The organism is Bacillus sp. D7-8 (genome assembly GCF_052055895.1).
Taxonomy (GTDB): Bacteria; Bacillota; Bacilli; order Bacillales; family Bacillaceae; genus Bacillus; species Bacillus velezensis.
Genome location: NZ_CP179922.1, coordinates 3,704,467 through 3,718,921, shown reverse-complemented (window position 1 = coordinate 3,718,921; position 14,455 = coordinate 3,704,467). Strand labels below are relative to the sequence as shown.

The 14,455-nt window shown below is 46.2% G+C and carries 13 protein-coding genes and 3 riboswitches; of the genes, 6 read left to right on the top strand and 7 right to left on the bottom strand.

The window, feature by feature from the left end; translation table 11 throughout:
* Positions 1–20 precede the first annotated feature (20 nt).
* Complete coding sequence (locus ACKTRM_RS18395; protein WP_012118793.1) at positions 21–1,214, bottom strand: NupC/NupG family nucleoside CNT transporter; 1,194 nt, start codon at positions 1,212–1,214, stop codon at positions 21–23.
* A gap of 139 nt (positions 1,215–1,353) precedes the next feature.
* Positions 1,354–1,454: riboswitch (purine riboswitch) on the bottom strand.
* 360 nt (positions 1,455–1,814) lie between these two features.
* Here ACKTRM_RS18395 and ACKTRM_RS18390 point away from each other — a divergent pair.
* On the top strand, positions 1,815–2,696 hold the full coding sequence (locus ACKTRM_RS18390) for a methyltransferase domain-containing protein (protein ID WP_012118792.1): 882 nt from the start codon (positions 1,815–1,817) through the stop codon (positions 2,694–2,696).
* Positions 2,697–2,730: 34 nt separating this feature from the next.
* Here ACKTRM_RS18390 and ACKTRM_RS18385 read toward each other — a convergent pair whose 3' ends face one another.
* The 4 genes from ACKTRM_RS18385 to pepT form a co-directional block, all read right to left on the bottom strand.
* Positions 2,731–3,867 carry a 5-methyltetrahydropteroyltriglutamate--homocysteine S-methyltransferase gene (locus ACKTRM_RS18385; RefSeq protein ID WP_012118791.1) on the bottom strand — a complete coding sequence of 379 codons (1,137 nt, stop codon included), beginning with the start codon at positions 3,865–3,867 and terminating at the stop codon, positions 2,731–2,733.
* 78 nt (positions 3,868–3,945) lie between these two features.
* A riboswitch (SAM riboswitch) is annotated at positions 3,946–4,032 on the bottom strand.
* Positions 4,033–4,116: 84 nt separating this feature from the next.
* Positions 4,117–4,593: an LURP-one-related/scramblase family protein gene (locus ACKTRM_RS18380; protein ID WP_012118790.1), complete on the bottom strand. Its 477-nt coding sequence runs from the start codon at positions 4,591–4,593 to the stop codon at positions 4,117–4,119.
* Between the two features lie 103 nt (positions 4,594–4,696).
* Positions 4,697–4,864, bottom strand: coding sequence for a hypothetical protein (locus tag ACKTRM_RS18375; RefSeq protein WP_003150808.1), 168 nt, complete (start codon positions 4,862–4,864; stop codon positions 4,697–4,699).
* Between the two features lie 577 nt (positions 4,865–5,441).
* On the bottom strand, positions 5,442–6,674 hold the full coding sequence (pepT, locus tag ACKTRM_RS18370) for a peptidase T (RefSeq protein ID WP_012118789.1): 1,233 nt from the start codon (positions 6,672–6,674) through the stop codon (positions 5,442–5,444).
* 210 nt (positions 6,675–6,884) lie between these two features.
* Between pepT and galE the strand changes: the two genes are divergently transcribed.
* Entirely contained in the window at positions 6,885–7,901 is a 1,017-nt protein-coding gene (galE, locus tag ACKTRM_RS18365) for a UDP-glucose 4-epimerase GalE (RefSeq protein WP_012118788.1), read from the top strand.
* A 46-nt stretch (positions 7,902–7,947) separates the two neighbouring features.
* On the opposite strand, the gene ACKTRM_RS18360 is transcribed toward galE, so the two are convergent.
* The gene (locus tag ACKTRM_RS18360; protein ID WP_119834765.1) at positions 7,948–8,487 is read right to left on the bottom strand and encodes a DUF4352 domain-containing protein; all 540 of its coding nucleotides are present in this window, start codon (positions 8,485–8,487) and stop codon (positions 7,948–7,950) included.
* Positions 8,488–8,833: 346 nt separating this feature from the next.
* Positions 8,834–8,935: riboswitch (guanidine-I (ykkC/yxkD leader) on the top strand.
* A 65-nt stretch (positions 8,936–9,000) separates the two neighbouring features.
* On the opposite strand from ACKTRM_RS18360, the gene ACKTRM_RS18355 reads away from it, so the two are divergent.
* The 4 genes from ACKTRM_RS18355 to ACKTRM_RS18340 all read left to right on the top strand — a co-directional run bounded on the left by ACKTRM_RS18355 (position 9,001) and on the right by ACKTRM_RS18340 (position 13,057).
* A complete protein-coding gene (locus ACKTRM_RS18355; RefSeq protein WP_003150818.1) occupies positions 9,001–9,837 on the top strand; it encodes a YitT family protein in 837 nt (278 codons plus the stop codon).
* Between the two features lie 166 nt (positions 9,838–10,003).
* Entirely contained in the window at positions 10,004–10,897 is an 894-nt protein-coding gene (locus ACKTRM_RS18350; protein ID WP_012118787.1) for a PucR family transcriptional regulator, read from the top strand.
* Between the two features lie 117 nt (positions 10,898–11,014).
* Positions 11,015–12,115 carry an ABC transporter ATP-binding protein gene (locus ACKTRM_RS18345; RefSeq protein ID WP_012118786.1) on the top strand — a complete coding sequence of 367 codons (1,101 nt, stop codon included), beginning with the start codon at positions 11,015–11,017 and terminating at the stop codon, positions 12,113–12,115.
* A 99-nt stretch (positions 12,116–12,214) separates the two neighbouring features.
* Positions 12,215–13,057 (top strand): polysaccharide deacetylase family protein, encoded by an 843-nt coding sequence (locus tag ACKTRM_RS18340; protein WP_012118785.1) that lies wholly within the window; start codon positions 12,215–12,217, stop codon positions 13,055–13,057.
* 34 nt (positions 13,058–13,091) lie between these two features.
* On the opposite strand, the gene ACKTRM_RS18335 is transcribed toward ACKTRM_RS18340, so the two are convergent.
* Complete coding sequence (locus ACKTRM_RS18335) at positions 13,092–14,435, bottom strand: 2-hydroxycarboxylate transporter family protein (RefSeq protein WP_012118784.1); 1,344 nt, start codon at positions 14,433–14,435, stop codon at positions 13,092–13,094.
* Positions 14,436–14,455 lie beyond the last annotated feature (20 nt).

The window sequence follows — 14,455 nt, the reverse complement described above, 5'->3', positions numbered from 1 at the left end:
GCGGTATCGCTTTTTTTCTTTTACCAGACAAACAATCCGACAATCGCCGCGCTCAATAAGGAAACGGCAATTCCGCTGACAAGCAGCTTCCAGACGTTTTTTCCGATGATGGCTGATTTTTCACCATCAAGCAGAGATTGATAAGATCCGTAGATCATACCGATGGTGCTGAAGTTTGCGAATGATGTCAGGAATGTCGTAGCCACGGCAATCGTGTGCGGCGGAAGTGAATTCAGCTGCCCTTTCAGATCGGCCATTGCCACAAATTCATTCGTCGCGAGCTTGATGCCCATCAGCTGTGCGACATACATCGCGTCATGTACGCCTAATCCGAGGAGGAAGGCAAACGGACTGAAGATGTATGAGAAAATCTTTTGAATGGTCAACCCGTGCATGAACAGTCCGAGTACGCCGTTTAACGCGGCCGTTAACGCCACATAGCCGATCACCATCGCTAAAATGACAATGACCATGTTCATGCCGACAAGCATACTGTTAGAAATCGTGGAGAAGAAGTCTTTTTTCTCCGCTTTTGAAGGCACGTAAATAATATCATCCTCTTTAGAAACGTCCACGGGATTCAGCATATTGGCGATTAAAAGCGCGTTTAAGCAATTCAGCGGGATGGCTGTAAACACATAAGTGGACGGAACCATCGTCAAGTATGATCCGATGATCGAGCCGCTGATGCTGCTCATGCTCATCAGCCCGAATGTCAAAAGCCGATTGTTGCTGACGGCGGCAAGCTGCTGGCGGATGACGGCTAAAGCTTCCGTATTTCCTAAAAACATCATCTGGATGGAGAAAAAGCTCTCCAGCTTCGGCAGACGGGATATTTTAGAAATCAGCCAGCCGATTTTATCAATGAGCCACGGCAGAATACCGAAATACGACAGCATATCAAAGAAGGTCACGACGAAGATAATCGGCAGCAATGCGCTGAAGAAAAAATCAACCGTCGGATTGGCCATGACAGACGGAAAAGCGAACGCAATCCCTTGACTGGCGCAGGAAATCAGCCATGTAAAGAACGCGCCGATCTTCCCGATGACAAAGCCGCCGATTTTTGTCCCTAACATAAACCAAGTAATCAGAAACTCAAAGACGAGGAGCATGACAATCGGACGCCATTTAATCTTCTTCTTGTTGGGAGAGCATAAGAAAACAACAGCCATGACAACAATGAGACCGACAATGTTCAATAAAAAGTACATGTGAGCAACTCCTATAAGGGTATTATGGAAATAAAAAAAACTCTTATTCGTCACAAATTCCTGAAAGCCAGAAAGTGTGATAAATAAGAGCCAAAAGAAAAGAATAGACTGACAGCATCATATGCTTTTCACTCGTTCAAATTTATGCAAACTTTCTTGTAGTCTAGTCTTTTACGGCACTAGGTAGAAACAATCAGACCATATTACTGATCATATACAAGAATAACGATATTACATGAGATAGCAGTATTTTATCGTTTCAATTTTTGAAAATCAACCTTTTTAGATATTTTCAAAATAATAAATTTATATTATAAATAAAGAAAATAAAGGATGTGCATAAGTAATTGGATAATAAAGGTATAAAAAACCTGAAAACCGTTCCGATTCATTGTAAAGACGGGATCCAGCTGATAAAATGGATCTGAGGGCACAGCCTTCAAAAGACGGCAGAAAAGGGGTCATTTTCGTGATCATCCAGTTCATTCGTTACAGATAATGAGAGGTATAGATGAATAGGTTAAACCTTCCAATTTGGCGAGGTTTATTTGTCTATGCCTTTTTCATTTCATCGGAATAACGAATGAATGAGGTGTTTTTTTGACGTCTATAAAAAGAAAACGCGCGGAATTACTGCAATCATGCCAGTCCGTGTTCAGGTGTCCGCTATGCCGGTCGGCCATGGCGGTCTCACAATACCGAAGCTTGATTTGCGGACAGGGGCATACATTTGATATATCAAAACAAGGATATGTGAATTTCCTCAATAAATCGGTCAAAACCCGCTATGACAGACAGCTGTTCGAAGCGAGACGCGAGCTTTTTGACAGCCGGGAATTTTTTGGGCCGGTTCAAAAGGAGATCGCCGCCATCATCACCCATATTCAATCTCCGCAAACATCAGCGGCGGTATTGGATGCGGGGTGCGGAGAAGGGTCTCATTTAGCCGCCATATGCAAATGGCTTCAGCCCGCTTTTTCCGTGACGGGAATCGGCATTGATCTCTCGAAAGAAGGTGTGCTGCATGCCGCAAAGGCCTTCGGGGATCATATGGTTTTTGCCGTCGCTGATGTGGCGGATGCGCCGTTTGCCGACAGCTGTTTTGATGTCGTGATGTCTGTTTTATCACCTTGGAATTACAAGGAATGCAGCAGACTTTTACGAAAGGGCGGCACAGTCATTAAAGCGGTGCCGCGGCGTGATTATTTGAAGGAAGTAAGGGAATTCTTCTTCGGAGACAGCCCTCGGCGGAATGACACCGCCGATTCTGCGGCGGGACGATTCCAAGCGGGCTTTCAAACCTTTGAGCGCAAACGGCTGTGTTACACGAAGACCTTAGCGCAGCCTGACCTCGAGCGGCTTGTGAAAATGACGCCCTTAACATGGAAATGTACTGATGACAGCATCCAGCGGTTTATCAGCCAGAAAGAGGCTGCTGTCACGATAGATATCGATATTTTAATCGGAACCGATCCGCTGTAAAACGGAAAAGACACGCTAATCGCGTGTCTTTTTTTTATTTCCAGACTTCACCGGCAATGTTGACGACATGGCGCAGTTTCGCCCATTGCTGTTCTTCTGTGATCAGGTTTCCTTCCTCAGTGGAGGCGAATCCGCATTGCGGGCTGAGGCAAAGCTGATCCAGACTGACATATTGTGAAGCCTCTTCAATGCGGCGTTTAATCGCGTCCTTGTCTTCAAGTTCGCCATGTTTCGACGTAATCAAGCCAAGCACAAGCTGAAGATCAGAGCGTTTGACATAACGGAGCGGTTCAAAGCCGCCGGAGCGGGAATCATCATATTCCAGGAACAATCCGTCAAGGTCAAGCCCGTCAAAAATCGTTTCAGCCGCTGCATCATAGCCGCCTTCAGCCGTCCAAGTGGATTGGAAGTTGCCGCGGCAGATATGCATCGTAACCTTCAGATCGTCAGGGCGATCCTTGATGGCGTCATTAATGGAAGCGGCAAACAGCTTGCGCAGCTCATCCGGCGTCGTGCCGAAAGCTTCAATCTGACGAAGCCCCGCTTCTGATAAGAAAACGGCCCATGCGGTGTCATCGAGCTGAAGGTAGCGGCACCCGGCGTCATAGAAAGCTTGAATCGCTTTTTTATACGCTTTTGACACATCGTGCTGAAATTGTTTGTAATCATTCTGGTAAGCCGCTTTTTCCAATTTTCCGCGGAAAAACAGCATATTCGGACTTGGGATGGTCATTTTCGGAACAGCATCGCCGGCAATGCTGTGCAGGAATTTATAATCTTCGAGCATCGGATGCTGAGAAAAATCAATATCTCCCGTTACTTTAATGCCGCGCGCTTTCGTCTGTACGTTGTGAAACTGAATGCCGCTTTCAGGCGTAAACGCTTCGACGCCGTCTAAATTTTCGAGAAAATCAAAATGCCACCAGGCACGGCGGAATTCGCCGTCAGTCACGACATTGAGGCCGGTTTCTTTCTGCTTTTTCACACTGCGGATGATTTCTTTGTTTTCGATTTCGCGCAGCTGTTCTGCCGAAATCTCACCCGCCGCTCTTTGCAGGCGGGCTTGCTTCACAGCCGCCGGCCGCAGCAGACTTCCGACCTGATCCGCGCGAAACGGCGGGTTTTTTCTTAGAAGCGTATGCAATGGTTGTTCTGTGTTTTGCTGTGACATGAACGATTCCTTCTTTCCTGATGAAATATAAAAAAACTCTTCCCTCGGATAGGGAAGAGCTTGCGTCCGCAAATCTCAACCTTATCTTCAGGATTTAGCACCATTCTGCTGAACAGCGGTTGCCGGGTATCATAGGGCCAGTCCCTCCACCTCTCTTGATAAGGAAATATGCTATTTTTCAGAATAAACTGTAATACTCTTAATCTTAGTATATTATCTTATATTGTCAATATATTTCGATAAATATTTTTATTTATCACCCTCAAATAGAATCATATCTATCACAATGGCGATCGCGAGACAAAGAACGATATCCTCTTCCTTTTCAATCTGCAAATGATAGGAATCGCCCCAGCTCATCCATGATTTGGTGACGGTCATCCGGTTTGATTTTCCGTCTGTCACTTGAAAATTCCGGCCCCACACATCGCCGGTAAGATCCCAGCCGAGTCCGGAAATTTCAAATTTCGGTTTGAAAAACGTGACTTTCTTGATGACTTGGCAGACGGGTTTGCCGCTGACGGAAATCTCGTAACGGGGAACGAGCGACATCAGTTTCTGGTTGACGCTGGCGAGCGTGCGGCCGTCCAAATCAGTCAGCTTCAGTTCATCACCGAATGAAAACAGCTTTCCTTCAACATTGTAGACTTCTTTTCCGCTTTCAAGAAACACTTGAAAACGATTCTTAAACGTAAACATTCGCTCTTTGATGTAAAAATGGTACATAAAAAAACTCCTTTTTTATGTTGTACGAAAAAAGGAGGCGGTTGGTTTCATATCGGCCGGGTACATAAAAAAAAGGCTGCCGATTTTGCGGCAGCTGTCGTTTTTATGATAGCGGCATCCGGCGTTTTTGACGGATCGCATTTAAATCAATGATGTTATTCGTGTCGGCAGCTGTCACCAGCGGGCTTGTCTTTGGCGTTTTCCGGCGGTTGTCCTTACTGAAAGAGAAAACAAGATACCCTGTCAAAGCAGCAAAAATAAGTAGCATCATTTTACATACCTCCCAAAAAAAGTTTTGGTATTATTATTGTACGAAAAAACAAACGAAAAGTATTCAAACAATTGTCACTTTTTTAAAAAATAACGTCATTTTCCGTAAAAATGACTATGGGTTGAAGAAGTTTTGCTCTTGTTGTGGTTCTATAGATTGTATCGGCTGATGAATGATGATCGTTTATATAACTTTTTCACTATTTTTTGTAAGTGTCTAATTAACTACTTCAGTGTTTTCGTTTGCCTTGTGTTATTCAGTACCCTAAAAAACCTTATCATATGCAAAATAACTGCTTCTAACAGATGACTGCGGGATGACAGCGCTTTCTTTATTTTTTTAAAGAAAACGAGATGTTATCTTAAAAAAATCGTTTGAACATTTTCCGCAGTTTTTTAAAAGGGTTTGATTTCGTCTCCAGAATACGCGGGTCTTTTAAGGTTTTTTTCAATTCTTTCGCTACAGTCCCTCTTGCCATAGTCTTCACTCCTTCTTTCCAATTCATACCTTATATACGGAAAGAAAGAAGGAAAGGTTTCATGTGAAAGAAAAAAACCAAAGCAGGGGGCTTTGGTTTTTAAGCGCGCTCTTCAAAGAGCCTGGCGATTTCAACAATGACGTTTACCGCCTTTTCCATATGATCGACGGAAATGTATTCATATTTTCCGTGGAAGTTTTGGCCGCCCGTGAAAATGTTCGGTGTCGGCAGCCCCATGTAAGAGAGCTGTGATCCGTCGGTTCCGCCCCGAATCGGTTCGATAATCGGGTCGATGTCGAGGTTTTTCATGGCTTGATAGGCGACATCGACTATCTCTTTGACCGGTTCGATTTTTTCTCTCATGTTGTAATATTGATCACGCAGTTCAAGCTTGATGCTTTCGTTGCCGTATTTGGCCGCCAGCGCATCGGCGGTTTTCTGCATATATTCTTTTCGTTCTGCAAAGCGGTCTCTGTCAAAGTCTCTGATGATGTACGACAGGGCGGCTTCAGAAACGTCTCCGTTCATGGAAAGTAGATGATAGAAGCCTTCATACCCTTCCGTATATTCCGGCGCTTCTTCTTTCGGCAGCGCGTGATGAAATTCCATCGCGATTTTTGAAGCGTTGACCATTTTGTTTTTCGCCGTTCCCGGGTGGACGCTTTTTCCGTAACAAGTAAGCTTTGCGGCTGCTGCGTTAAAGCTTTCATATTGCAGTTCGCCGAGGGGGCCTCCGTCTATCGTGTAGGCGAATGCGGCGTTGAAGCGGCCGACATCGAATTTGTGAGGGCCTCTGCCGATTTCTTCATCTGGCGTGAACGCGACCCGGATCGTTCCGTGTTTGATGTCCGGATGTTTGATCAAGTACGCCATTGCTGTCATGATTTCAGCAATGCCCGCTTTGTTGTCGGCTCCGAGCAGCGTCGTGCCGTCTGTTGTGATCAGCGTCTGGCCTTTATAGCGGGAGAGCTCCGGGAATTGCTCAGGCGACAGGACGACATTGAGTTTGTCATTCAGAACGATATCATGTCCGTCGTAGCTCTCAATAATCTGAGGATTCACATTTTTTCCGGTAAAATCGGTCGCGGTGTCCACGTGAGCCAGAAAACCGACAGTCGGCACGTCTTTATCCGTATTCGCCGGCAGAGTCGCCATGACGTACCCATTGTCATCGACTGTGATGTCTGTCATGCCGATCGACTTTAATTCATCTGCCAGCATGTTGGCCAATGTCAGCTGGCCGGGGGTTGAAGGGCAGTTTTCATTGTTTTCGTCAGACTGTGTATCGACTTTTACATAAGAGGTAAAGCGTTCAATGATTTCATTTTTCATACCGTCATCTCCTTTGTCTTATCTTACCATGCGCGGGGGAGGGATTTCTATTTCGCAACCGTTTTGAATCGAGGGCTCTGTGTTTTACGCGAATGAAAACAAATTATGAAGAAACGATGACTAAACGATTAAACTTTTTGGAAATGGATGATTGAGGAAGAAAAAACCGATATAATATGGTCAATTCATTCAATAGGGGAGGCTTTCTTCATGGCGATTTTAGTGACAGGCGGAGCGGGTTATATCGGAAGCCACACATGTGTCGAGCTGTTAAACGGCGGCTATGACATCGTGGTTTTGGATAATCTGTCAAATAGTTCACCGGAAGCATTGGAGCGTGTGAAAGACATTACCGGAAAAGGGCTTGTGTTTTATGAAGCGGATCTCCTTGACCGTGACGCCGTTCACCGGGTGTTTGCTGAAAATGAGATTGAAGCCGTCATTCATTTTGCGGGATTAAAAGCTGTCGGTGAGTCTGTGGCTGTTCCGCTCCGTTATTATCATAATAATCTGACGGGAACGTTTATTTTATGTGAAGCCATGCAGGCACACGGCGTGAAAAAAATCGTCTTCAGTTCTTCAGCGACGGTTTACGGCGTTCCGGAAACAACGCCGATCACTGAGGATTTTCCATTAAGCGCGACCAATCCTTACGGGCAGACAAAGCTGATGCTGGAACAGATTTTACGCGATCTGCATAAAGCGGACTCTGAATGGAGCATTGCCCTGCTCCGCTACTTTAATCCGTTCGGCGCGCACCCGAGCGGGCGGATCGGAGAAGACCCGAACGGCATCCCGAATAATTTAATGCCGTACATCGCACAAGTCGCTGTCGGCAAGCTTGAGCAATTGCAGGTGTTTGGCAATGATTATCCGACAAAGGACGGCACCGGCGTGCGGGATTACATCCATGTCGTTGACCTTGCCGAGGGCCACGTCAGAGCGCTTGAAAAGGTGCTGGACACAACGGGCGCCGACGCCTATAATCTCGGCACGGGAAGAGGCTACAGCGTTCTTGAGATGGTCAAGGCGTTTGAAAAAGTATCGGGAAAAGAAGTGCCGTACCGTTTTGCCGCCCGGCGCCCGGGAGACATCGCCGCATGCTTCGCAGACCCGGCAAAAGCAAAGGCTGAATTAGGCTGGGAAGCAAAGCGCGGGCTTGAAGAAATGTGCGCCGACTCTTGGAAGTGGCAGTCCTCCAATGTGAACGGGTACCAAAAGGTGTAAAAAGAAAGAGACCTTCAAATGGTGAAGGTCTCTTTTATTACGGTCATTATTTAATTTTCACTTCAACATCGTTGCTGAACTTTAATTTCCAAGTGCCTTTAGAGTATGCGTTTTTATCAACTTCAAAAGCTTTTACGTCAGTAACTTTAATGTTCGGGTTCAAGTCACTTAAAATTTTACTGTTGTCTACTTTTGTTTCTGTTGCATAGCTTGAAGAAGCATCAATATCTGAATCATAGGATGTTCCTTTAGAATCTACTAATTTCGCTCTTGGAATGGAGAAAGAGCTTAACGGCTTGTTTGAAACATTTTTAACTGTGTATTGAACAGCTACGATAACGCCGCCGTCAGATGCTTTTTTCTCGACAAATTGAGAGCCTACTGAATCTCTTTTTTCCACTTTCGTAACAGTAACTTCAGTTTTCTCAGTCTTAACAGTGTCACCGATGTTATACAGTTTTTCCTTGGATTCCGCAGCTTTTGAAGACGCGGTTTTAGATGATGAAGATCCGCCTCCGCCGCCGATGTTTACGAGAATGATAATAACCACTACTGCCAGAAGCAATGTGATAATTTTATGTCTCATAAAAAAGTTTCTCTGATCTTTACCGCAGTTTGGGCATTTTTTAACGCCTTTAGCGATTTCTTTGCCGCATGCCTTACAAGACACCAGGTTGCCTGCCATAATATTTCCTCCTATGTAAACTATTTCTTGAAAACTACATACTATAATGCCTGTAAAATAACCTATAGTCAATAATATTTTGAGAAAAAAAGTATTTTAATGATTTTTTAGTCATGTATTTTAAGGACCTTTTTTAGTATCGGCAGATCGTTCATATTTTTTATACGTTTATGGAAAAAAGAGTGGTTGAACATGTTCGTGATTTCCCGTATAATCTTGAAAGATATACAAAAACTGAACATAAAAAACAGTGGTTTTCTAGGGTTCCGCAATGCTGAATTGGTCTGGACCGAGAGAAAACACACAGCAGGTTCCTGCTGTGACACGTTGGGATAAAAGCCCGGGAGTTTCTGCTCTTTTAATGAAGAGTGCTCTCCCGGGCTTTTTTGATTTTAAATAAAGGGAGTGTCTGGGATGAAAAAGAGATTGCTGGATGTGCTGATGCTGATTATTGGGGCTTTTATCTTTGCTTTGGCCGTTAATTTATTCGCCATTCCGAATGATCTTGGAGAGGGCGGGGTAACGGGAATCACCCTGATCTTGTACTATGTGTTTGAATGGTCGCCCGGGGTGACGAATATCATTTTGAACGGGATCTTATTGATTATCGGATATAAATTCTTAGACGGAAAAACAACGCTTTATACGATCATTACCGTTGTCGCCAACTCACTGTTTCTGCATCTGACGCATGATTGGCACTCGCCTTCACATGAACTCATTATTAATACTATTTTTGCGGGTGTGTTTGCCGGTGTCGGAATCGGGATCATTATTCGAGTCGGAGGCACGACTGCGGGTTCTGCCATTTTGGCGAGGATTGCGAACAAATATCTCGATTGGAATATCAGCTATGCGCTTTTGTTCTTTGATCTGATTGTCGTCTTCAGTTCTTATTTCATCATCGGTGCAGAAAAAATGATGTTTACCATTGTCATGCTGTACATCGGAACGAAGGTGATGGACTTTATCATTGAAGGCCTGAATACGAAAAAAGCGGTGACGATTATATCTGAGCATAAGCACGAAATCGCCGAACAGGTCAATACGCTTATGGACAGAGGGGTTACGCTGCTGTCGGGTAAAGGAAATTACACGGGGCAGTCGAAGGAAATTTTATATATCGTCATCCAGAAACAAGAGCTTTCCATGCTCAAAAAAATTATTAAAAGCTGTGATACAAAAGCGTTTGTCATTGTTCATGATGTGCGTGACGTCTTTGGTGAAGGCTTCGTCGATATCTCTAAATAAAAAGGATCCCTCTGCCGGCGCGGAGGGTTTTTTTCTTATGCCGGCAGAAGCTGTTATGATCCGTTTCCCGGGAAATAGCCTGAAAGCTGTTTCTTAAAACGAAGTGGATACAATCGGCCGGACGTTTTATACTGACAATATGATAGAGCGATAGAGAGGAGCGCATATGAACCCGTTATTGGCAATTTACCCGAGGGCTGTGTTGTCTGATACGTGCTGTACGGCGGAGGATGTCTTTTGCTTTTATGATGAGAAAAGGCGGGTCTATGTCGCCATTCCGAAGGAGGATATCACCCCGAAGGAGAAACTGCTTCTGGAATCACTTTTGACGCCCGCTGAAGAAAAAGGCGATTTTTTTCCGGAGACGGCGGCAGCAAAGAGGTGGCGGCGGTTTCTGCTGGAAGAAGGCCCGGTGCCTGATGTCAAGGAGCTGCGTGTCCGTTTTATCCATTATGACTTATTGGGAGAACGGGACTGGGGGGCATTTACAGAAGCGCTGCGCCATTTCTGGCCGGTTTCATATACAGTTGTCCGGACGGGAAGGGATCAAGGCGTGATTGTGGAGGAAGAAAAGCTGGAAGCGCCAGATTCGGATGACATCGCATCTTTTGTGAAGATTCTCGAAGGCGATTTTTATTTCAGTGTCCGTTTTTTCATCGGAAGGTATTATGGCGCGGGAGAACGTCTGCGCCTTCATTATCGGAGAGAACAGCAATATTGTCAGATTGGCCGGCGTTATCTCCCGCAGCTGAGCACGCTGACCGCGGAAACGGTATTTCCGGCCATGCTCACGGAAGAAAGCAGAGAAAAGCTCTCAGCCTTGCTTCATGAAGAAGCGGTGCTGCTGTTTCAGAAAGAACCGGAGCTGAAGCATACGATTCAGACTTTTATTGAACATAACTCGAACATGTCGCTCACATCGAAAAGACTGCATTTGCACCGCAACAGTCTTCAATATCGGATTGATAAATTTGCGGAACGCTCGGGTATTGATATTAAGACATATCGGGGCGCCCTGCTGGCTTATTTCATTTGTCTGCAGTATGAAAAATCACATTAAATGGGAAATGTGCACGAAGGCAGCGGACTTTTTTTATGAACATTGCCTATATCCGCCGCCGTCTGACGCTGTTACAATCCTATTGAAGAAAGCGTTTACAAAAAAGGGAGAGATGACATGGCGGAACTTCGGCTGGAGCATATTTATAAGTATTACGATCAAAAAGAAGCGGCTGTCGATGATTTTAACCTTCATATTAAAGATAAAGAGTTTATTGTGTTTGTCGGTCCGTCGGGGTGCGGCAAGTCGACAACATTGCGGATGGTTGCCGGGCTGGAAGACATTACGAGGGGCGATTTCTATATCGGTGACACGAGAGTGAATGACATCGCTCCTAAAGACAGGGATATCGCCATGGTGTTTCAAAACTATGCGTTATATCCGCACATGACGGTCTATGATAATATCGCTTTCGGTCTGAAGCTGAGGAAGATGCCGAAACCTGAGATAAAAAAACGGGTCGAAGAAGCGGCGAAAATGCTGGGGCTCACAGAGTATCTGCACCGCAAACCGAAGGCGCTCTCCGGCGGGCAGCGGCAGCGGGTTGCATTAGGCCGGGCGATTGTCAGGGACGCCAAAGTGTTTCTAATGGATGAGCCGCTGTCAAATCTGGACGCAAAGCTTCGGGTGCAGATGCGGGCAGAAATTATTAAGCTGCATCAAAGGCTGCAAACAACCACAATCTATGTGACGCACGACCAAACAGAAGCACTGACGATGGCGACACGCATCGTCGTCATGAAGGACGGAAAAATTCAGCAGATCGGCACGCCGAAAGACGTGTATGAACATCCCGAAAACGTATTTGTCGGCGGGTTTATCGGCTCCCCAGCGATGAACTTTTTCAAAGGAAAGCTGACGGACGGCGCCATTCAGATCGGTTCAGCCGCTCTCAGCGTGCCGGAAGGGAAAATGAAAATGCTCCGGGAAAAAGGGTATGCCGGCAAAGATGTTATCTTTGGCATCCGCCCGGAAGACATACATGATGAGCTGATTGTGGTAGAATCCTATAAGAATTCATCCATCACAGCTAAAATCAATGTCGCGGAATTGCTCGGGTCAGAAATTATGGTTTATTCCCGGATCGGGGATCAGGATTTTATCGCCCGGATTGACGCCCGCCATGACATTCGTGCCGGTGAGGAATTGACCGTCGCTTTCGACATGAATAAAGCTCACTTTTTTGACAGTGAAACAGAAATCAGAATCCGCTCATAACGCAAAGCCGGACAGCTGGATGTCCGGCTTTTTTGATGTAACAATTTATGACGCATAACCGATATAAAAAGTAAATAGAAGACAGAAAGCAGGAAAACGATGAAACGCATGATCATGTGCATGTGCCTTTTGGCTGCCGTGTTTACGCTTGCCGCCTGCTCGGGCCATGAGGCAAGCGCCGAACAAAGCATTCCGAAGGCAGAAGCGCACCACGATAAAAAGTCTGTAAAGCGCCAAATCAAAAAAGAGCCGGATACGTCCGCCTGGGTTCAAACGAAAGGAACGGCAAGACTGCCGATTCTGATGTACCACAGCATTTCTGAGGGAAACAGCCTGCGTGTGCCGAAGGAAGAATTCCGGCAGCATATGAAGTGGCTTCATGATCACGGCTATTATACGATGACTCCTGAAGAGGCCTATCTGATGCTGACGGAGGATAAGGAGCCGCGTGAAAAATGTGTTCTGATCACATTTGATGACGGCTATACCGACAATGTGAAAGCGGCCTATCCCATTTTAAAGAAATACAAGATGAAAGCGACAATCTTTATGATCGGAAACTATATCGGGCATAAGAATCATCTGACTGAGAAGCAGATGAAGGAGATGGCCGCCCACGGCATTTCCATTCAGAGCCATACGATGAACCATCTCGAATTGAATGGGCTCACACCGCAGCAGCAGCGACGTGAAATGAAGGACTCTAAGCGTTTATTTGATCAAATGTTCGGGCAGCGGACGTCTATGATCAGCTACCCTGTCGGACGATATAATAAGGAAACATTAAAAGCCGCAGCCGCGTCAGGCTACCGTATGGCGGTTACGACGGAGCCGGGAGCGGCGTCAAGAGATCAGGGGCTTTACGGGCTTCACCGCGTCCGTGTGTCGCCGGGCATGTCCGGCGCGGCATTCGGCTCTTATATTCAAAATGTGATGAAATAACAGAGCCTCCGCATATGCGGAGGCTTTTTTCAGTTTAATAGAATTGATGAAGCAGCAGAAGGGTGACACTCACGGTAATCGCTCCGCCGATTCTGGTCGACACTTGGGCGAACGGCATAAGCTCAAGCCGTTCAGCGGCGCTCAAGATCGCGACGTCGCCGGTGCCGCCCTGGCCGGAATGGCAGGCATTAATAATCGCCGTCTCAATCGGGTACAGATTCAGCCATTTTCCGGTCAGAAAACCGACGGCCATCATCGTGACGACGATTGATAAAATGGTAATGATGTTGCTGATCGTAAACGCCGCAATCAGCTTGTCCCACGGTGTCATTGAAACGCCGATCGCAAATAAGAGCGGATAGGTCACGGCTGTCGAGAAAAAGCGCGAGACGCCGAAGGCTCCGTTTTCAATTGAAGCCGGCGCCAGCCTGAACAGCTTAATGAGAACGGCAAGGACGAGCATCACGACAGGAGCCGGAAGCTGAAAGAAATCATGCGCCAGCATGCCGACCAAATAGAGGGAAACCGCTAAAATACCGCCCGAAGCGAAAAAGGACAAATCAAACGTTTTATCATTGGCCGGCTGTTCCAATGCGGGAGCGGAATGATCAGACTTATCAACCTTCCCGTTGCCCGTCCATTCCGGTTTGCGTTTCCCGATGACATTCAGCAAACCCGATAACATAATGGCGCACAGGCTGCCGAGCATGATGGACGGCAGCACAAGCGCAAAGGCGTCTCCCTGGGACATCGGCATAATATCGGAGTAGCCGATGGATAAAGGAATCGCGCCTTCACCGACACCCCCCGCCATAATCGGAACGACAATATAAAGCAGTGTGTGCTGAAAGCCGAGCCCGAGCAGCGTCCCGACGCATAAGCCGACGATGGCGGCCGCGATCGAGCCGGCGATCAGCGGAATAAAAATCTTGACGAAAGCTTTGACGAGCGTCTCTCTTTTCATCCCGAGAATACTGCCGACGACGATACCGGCAATAAATAGATAGAGAAAGTTGGAGCTTTCCGTGAATTCTGTTGTTGAAGTAATAATGTCTTTCGGAAGCAGGTGGTAGTAGACGACAGCGGATGGAATAAAGGTTGCGAGAATCGCAGGGCCGCCGATGGACCGCACGATCGGAATGGATTTTCCGATCTGGCCGAAGGTAAATCCGAAAAAACTCATGACGGCAATTGATGTCAGAATGTCGCTTTTTACATCACGGCTCATGACAAACACCGTAATAAGCAAGAAAAGCAGGATATAGATAGGAAGAGGAATAATGCCGATTCTTATATTCATTGCTCTGGCAAACCAGTTATCAGTCCGTTCCTGTTTTTGGATTGAATCCGTTTGCAATTTTGGTTGAAGTTCTCCCATGCTTGTTCCCCCAGTCGTTA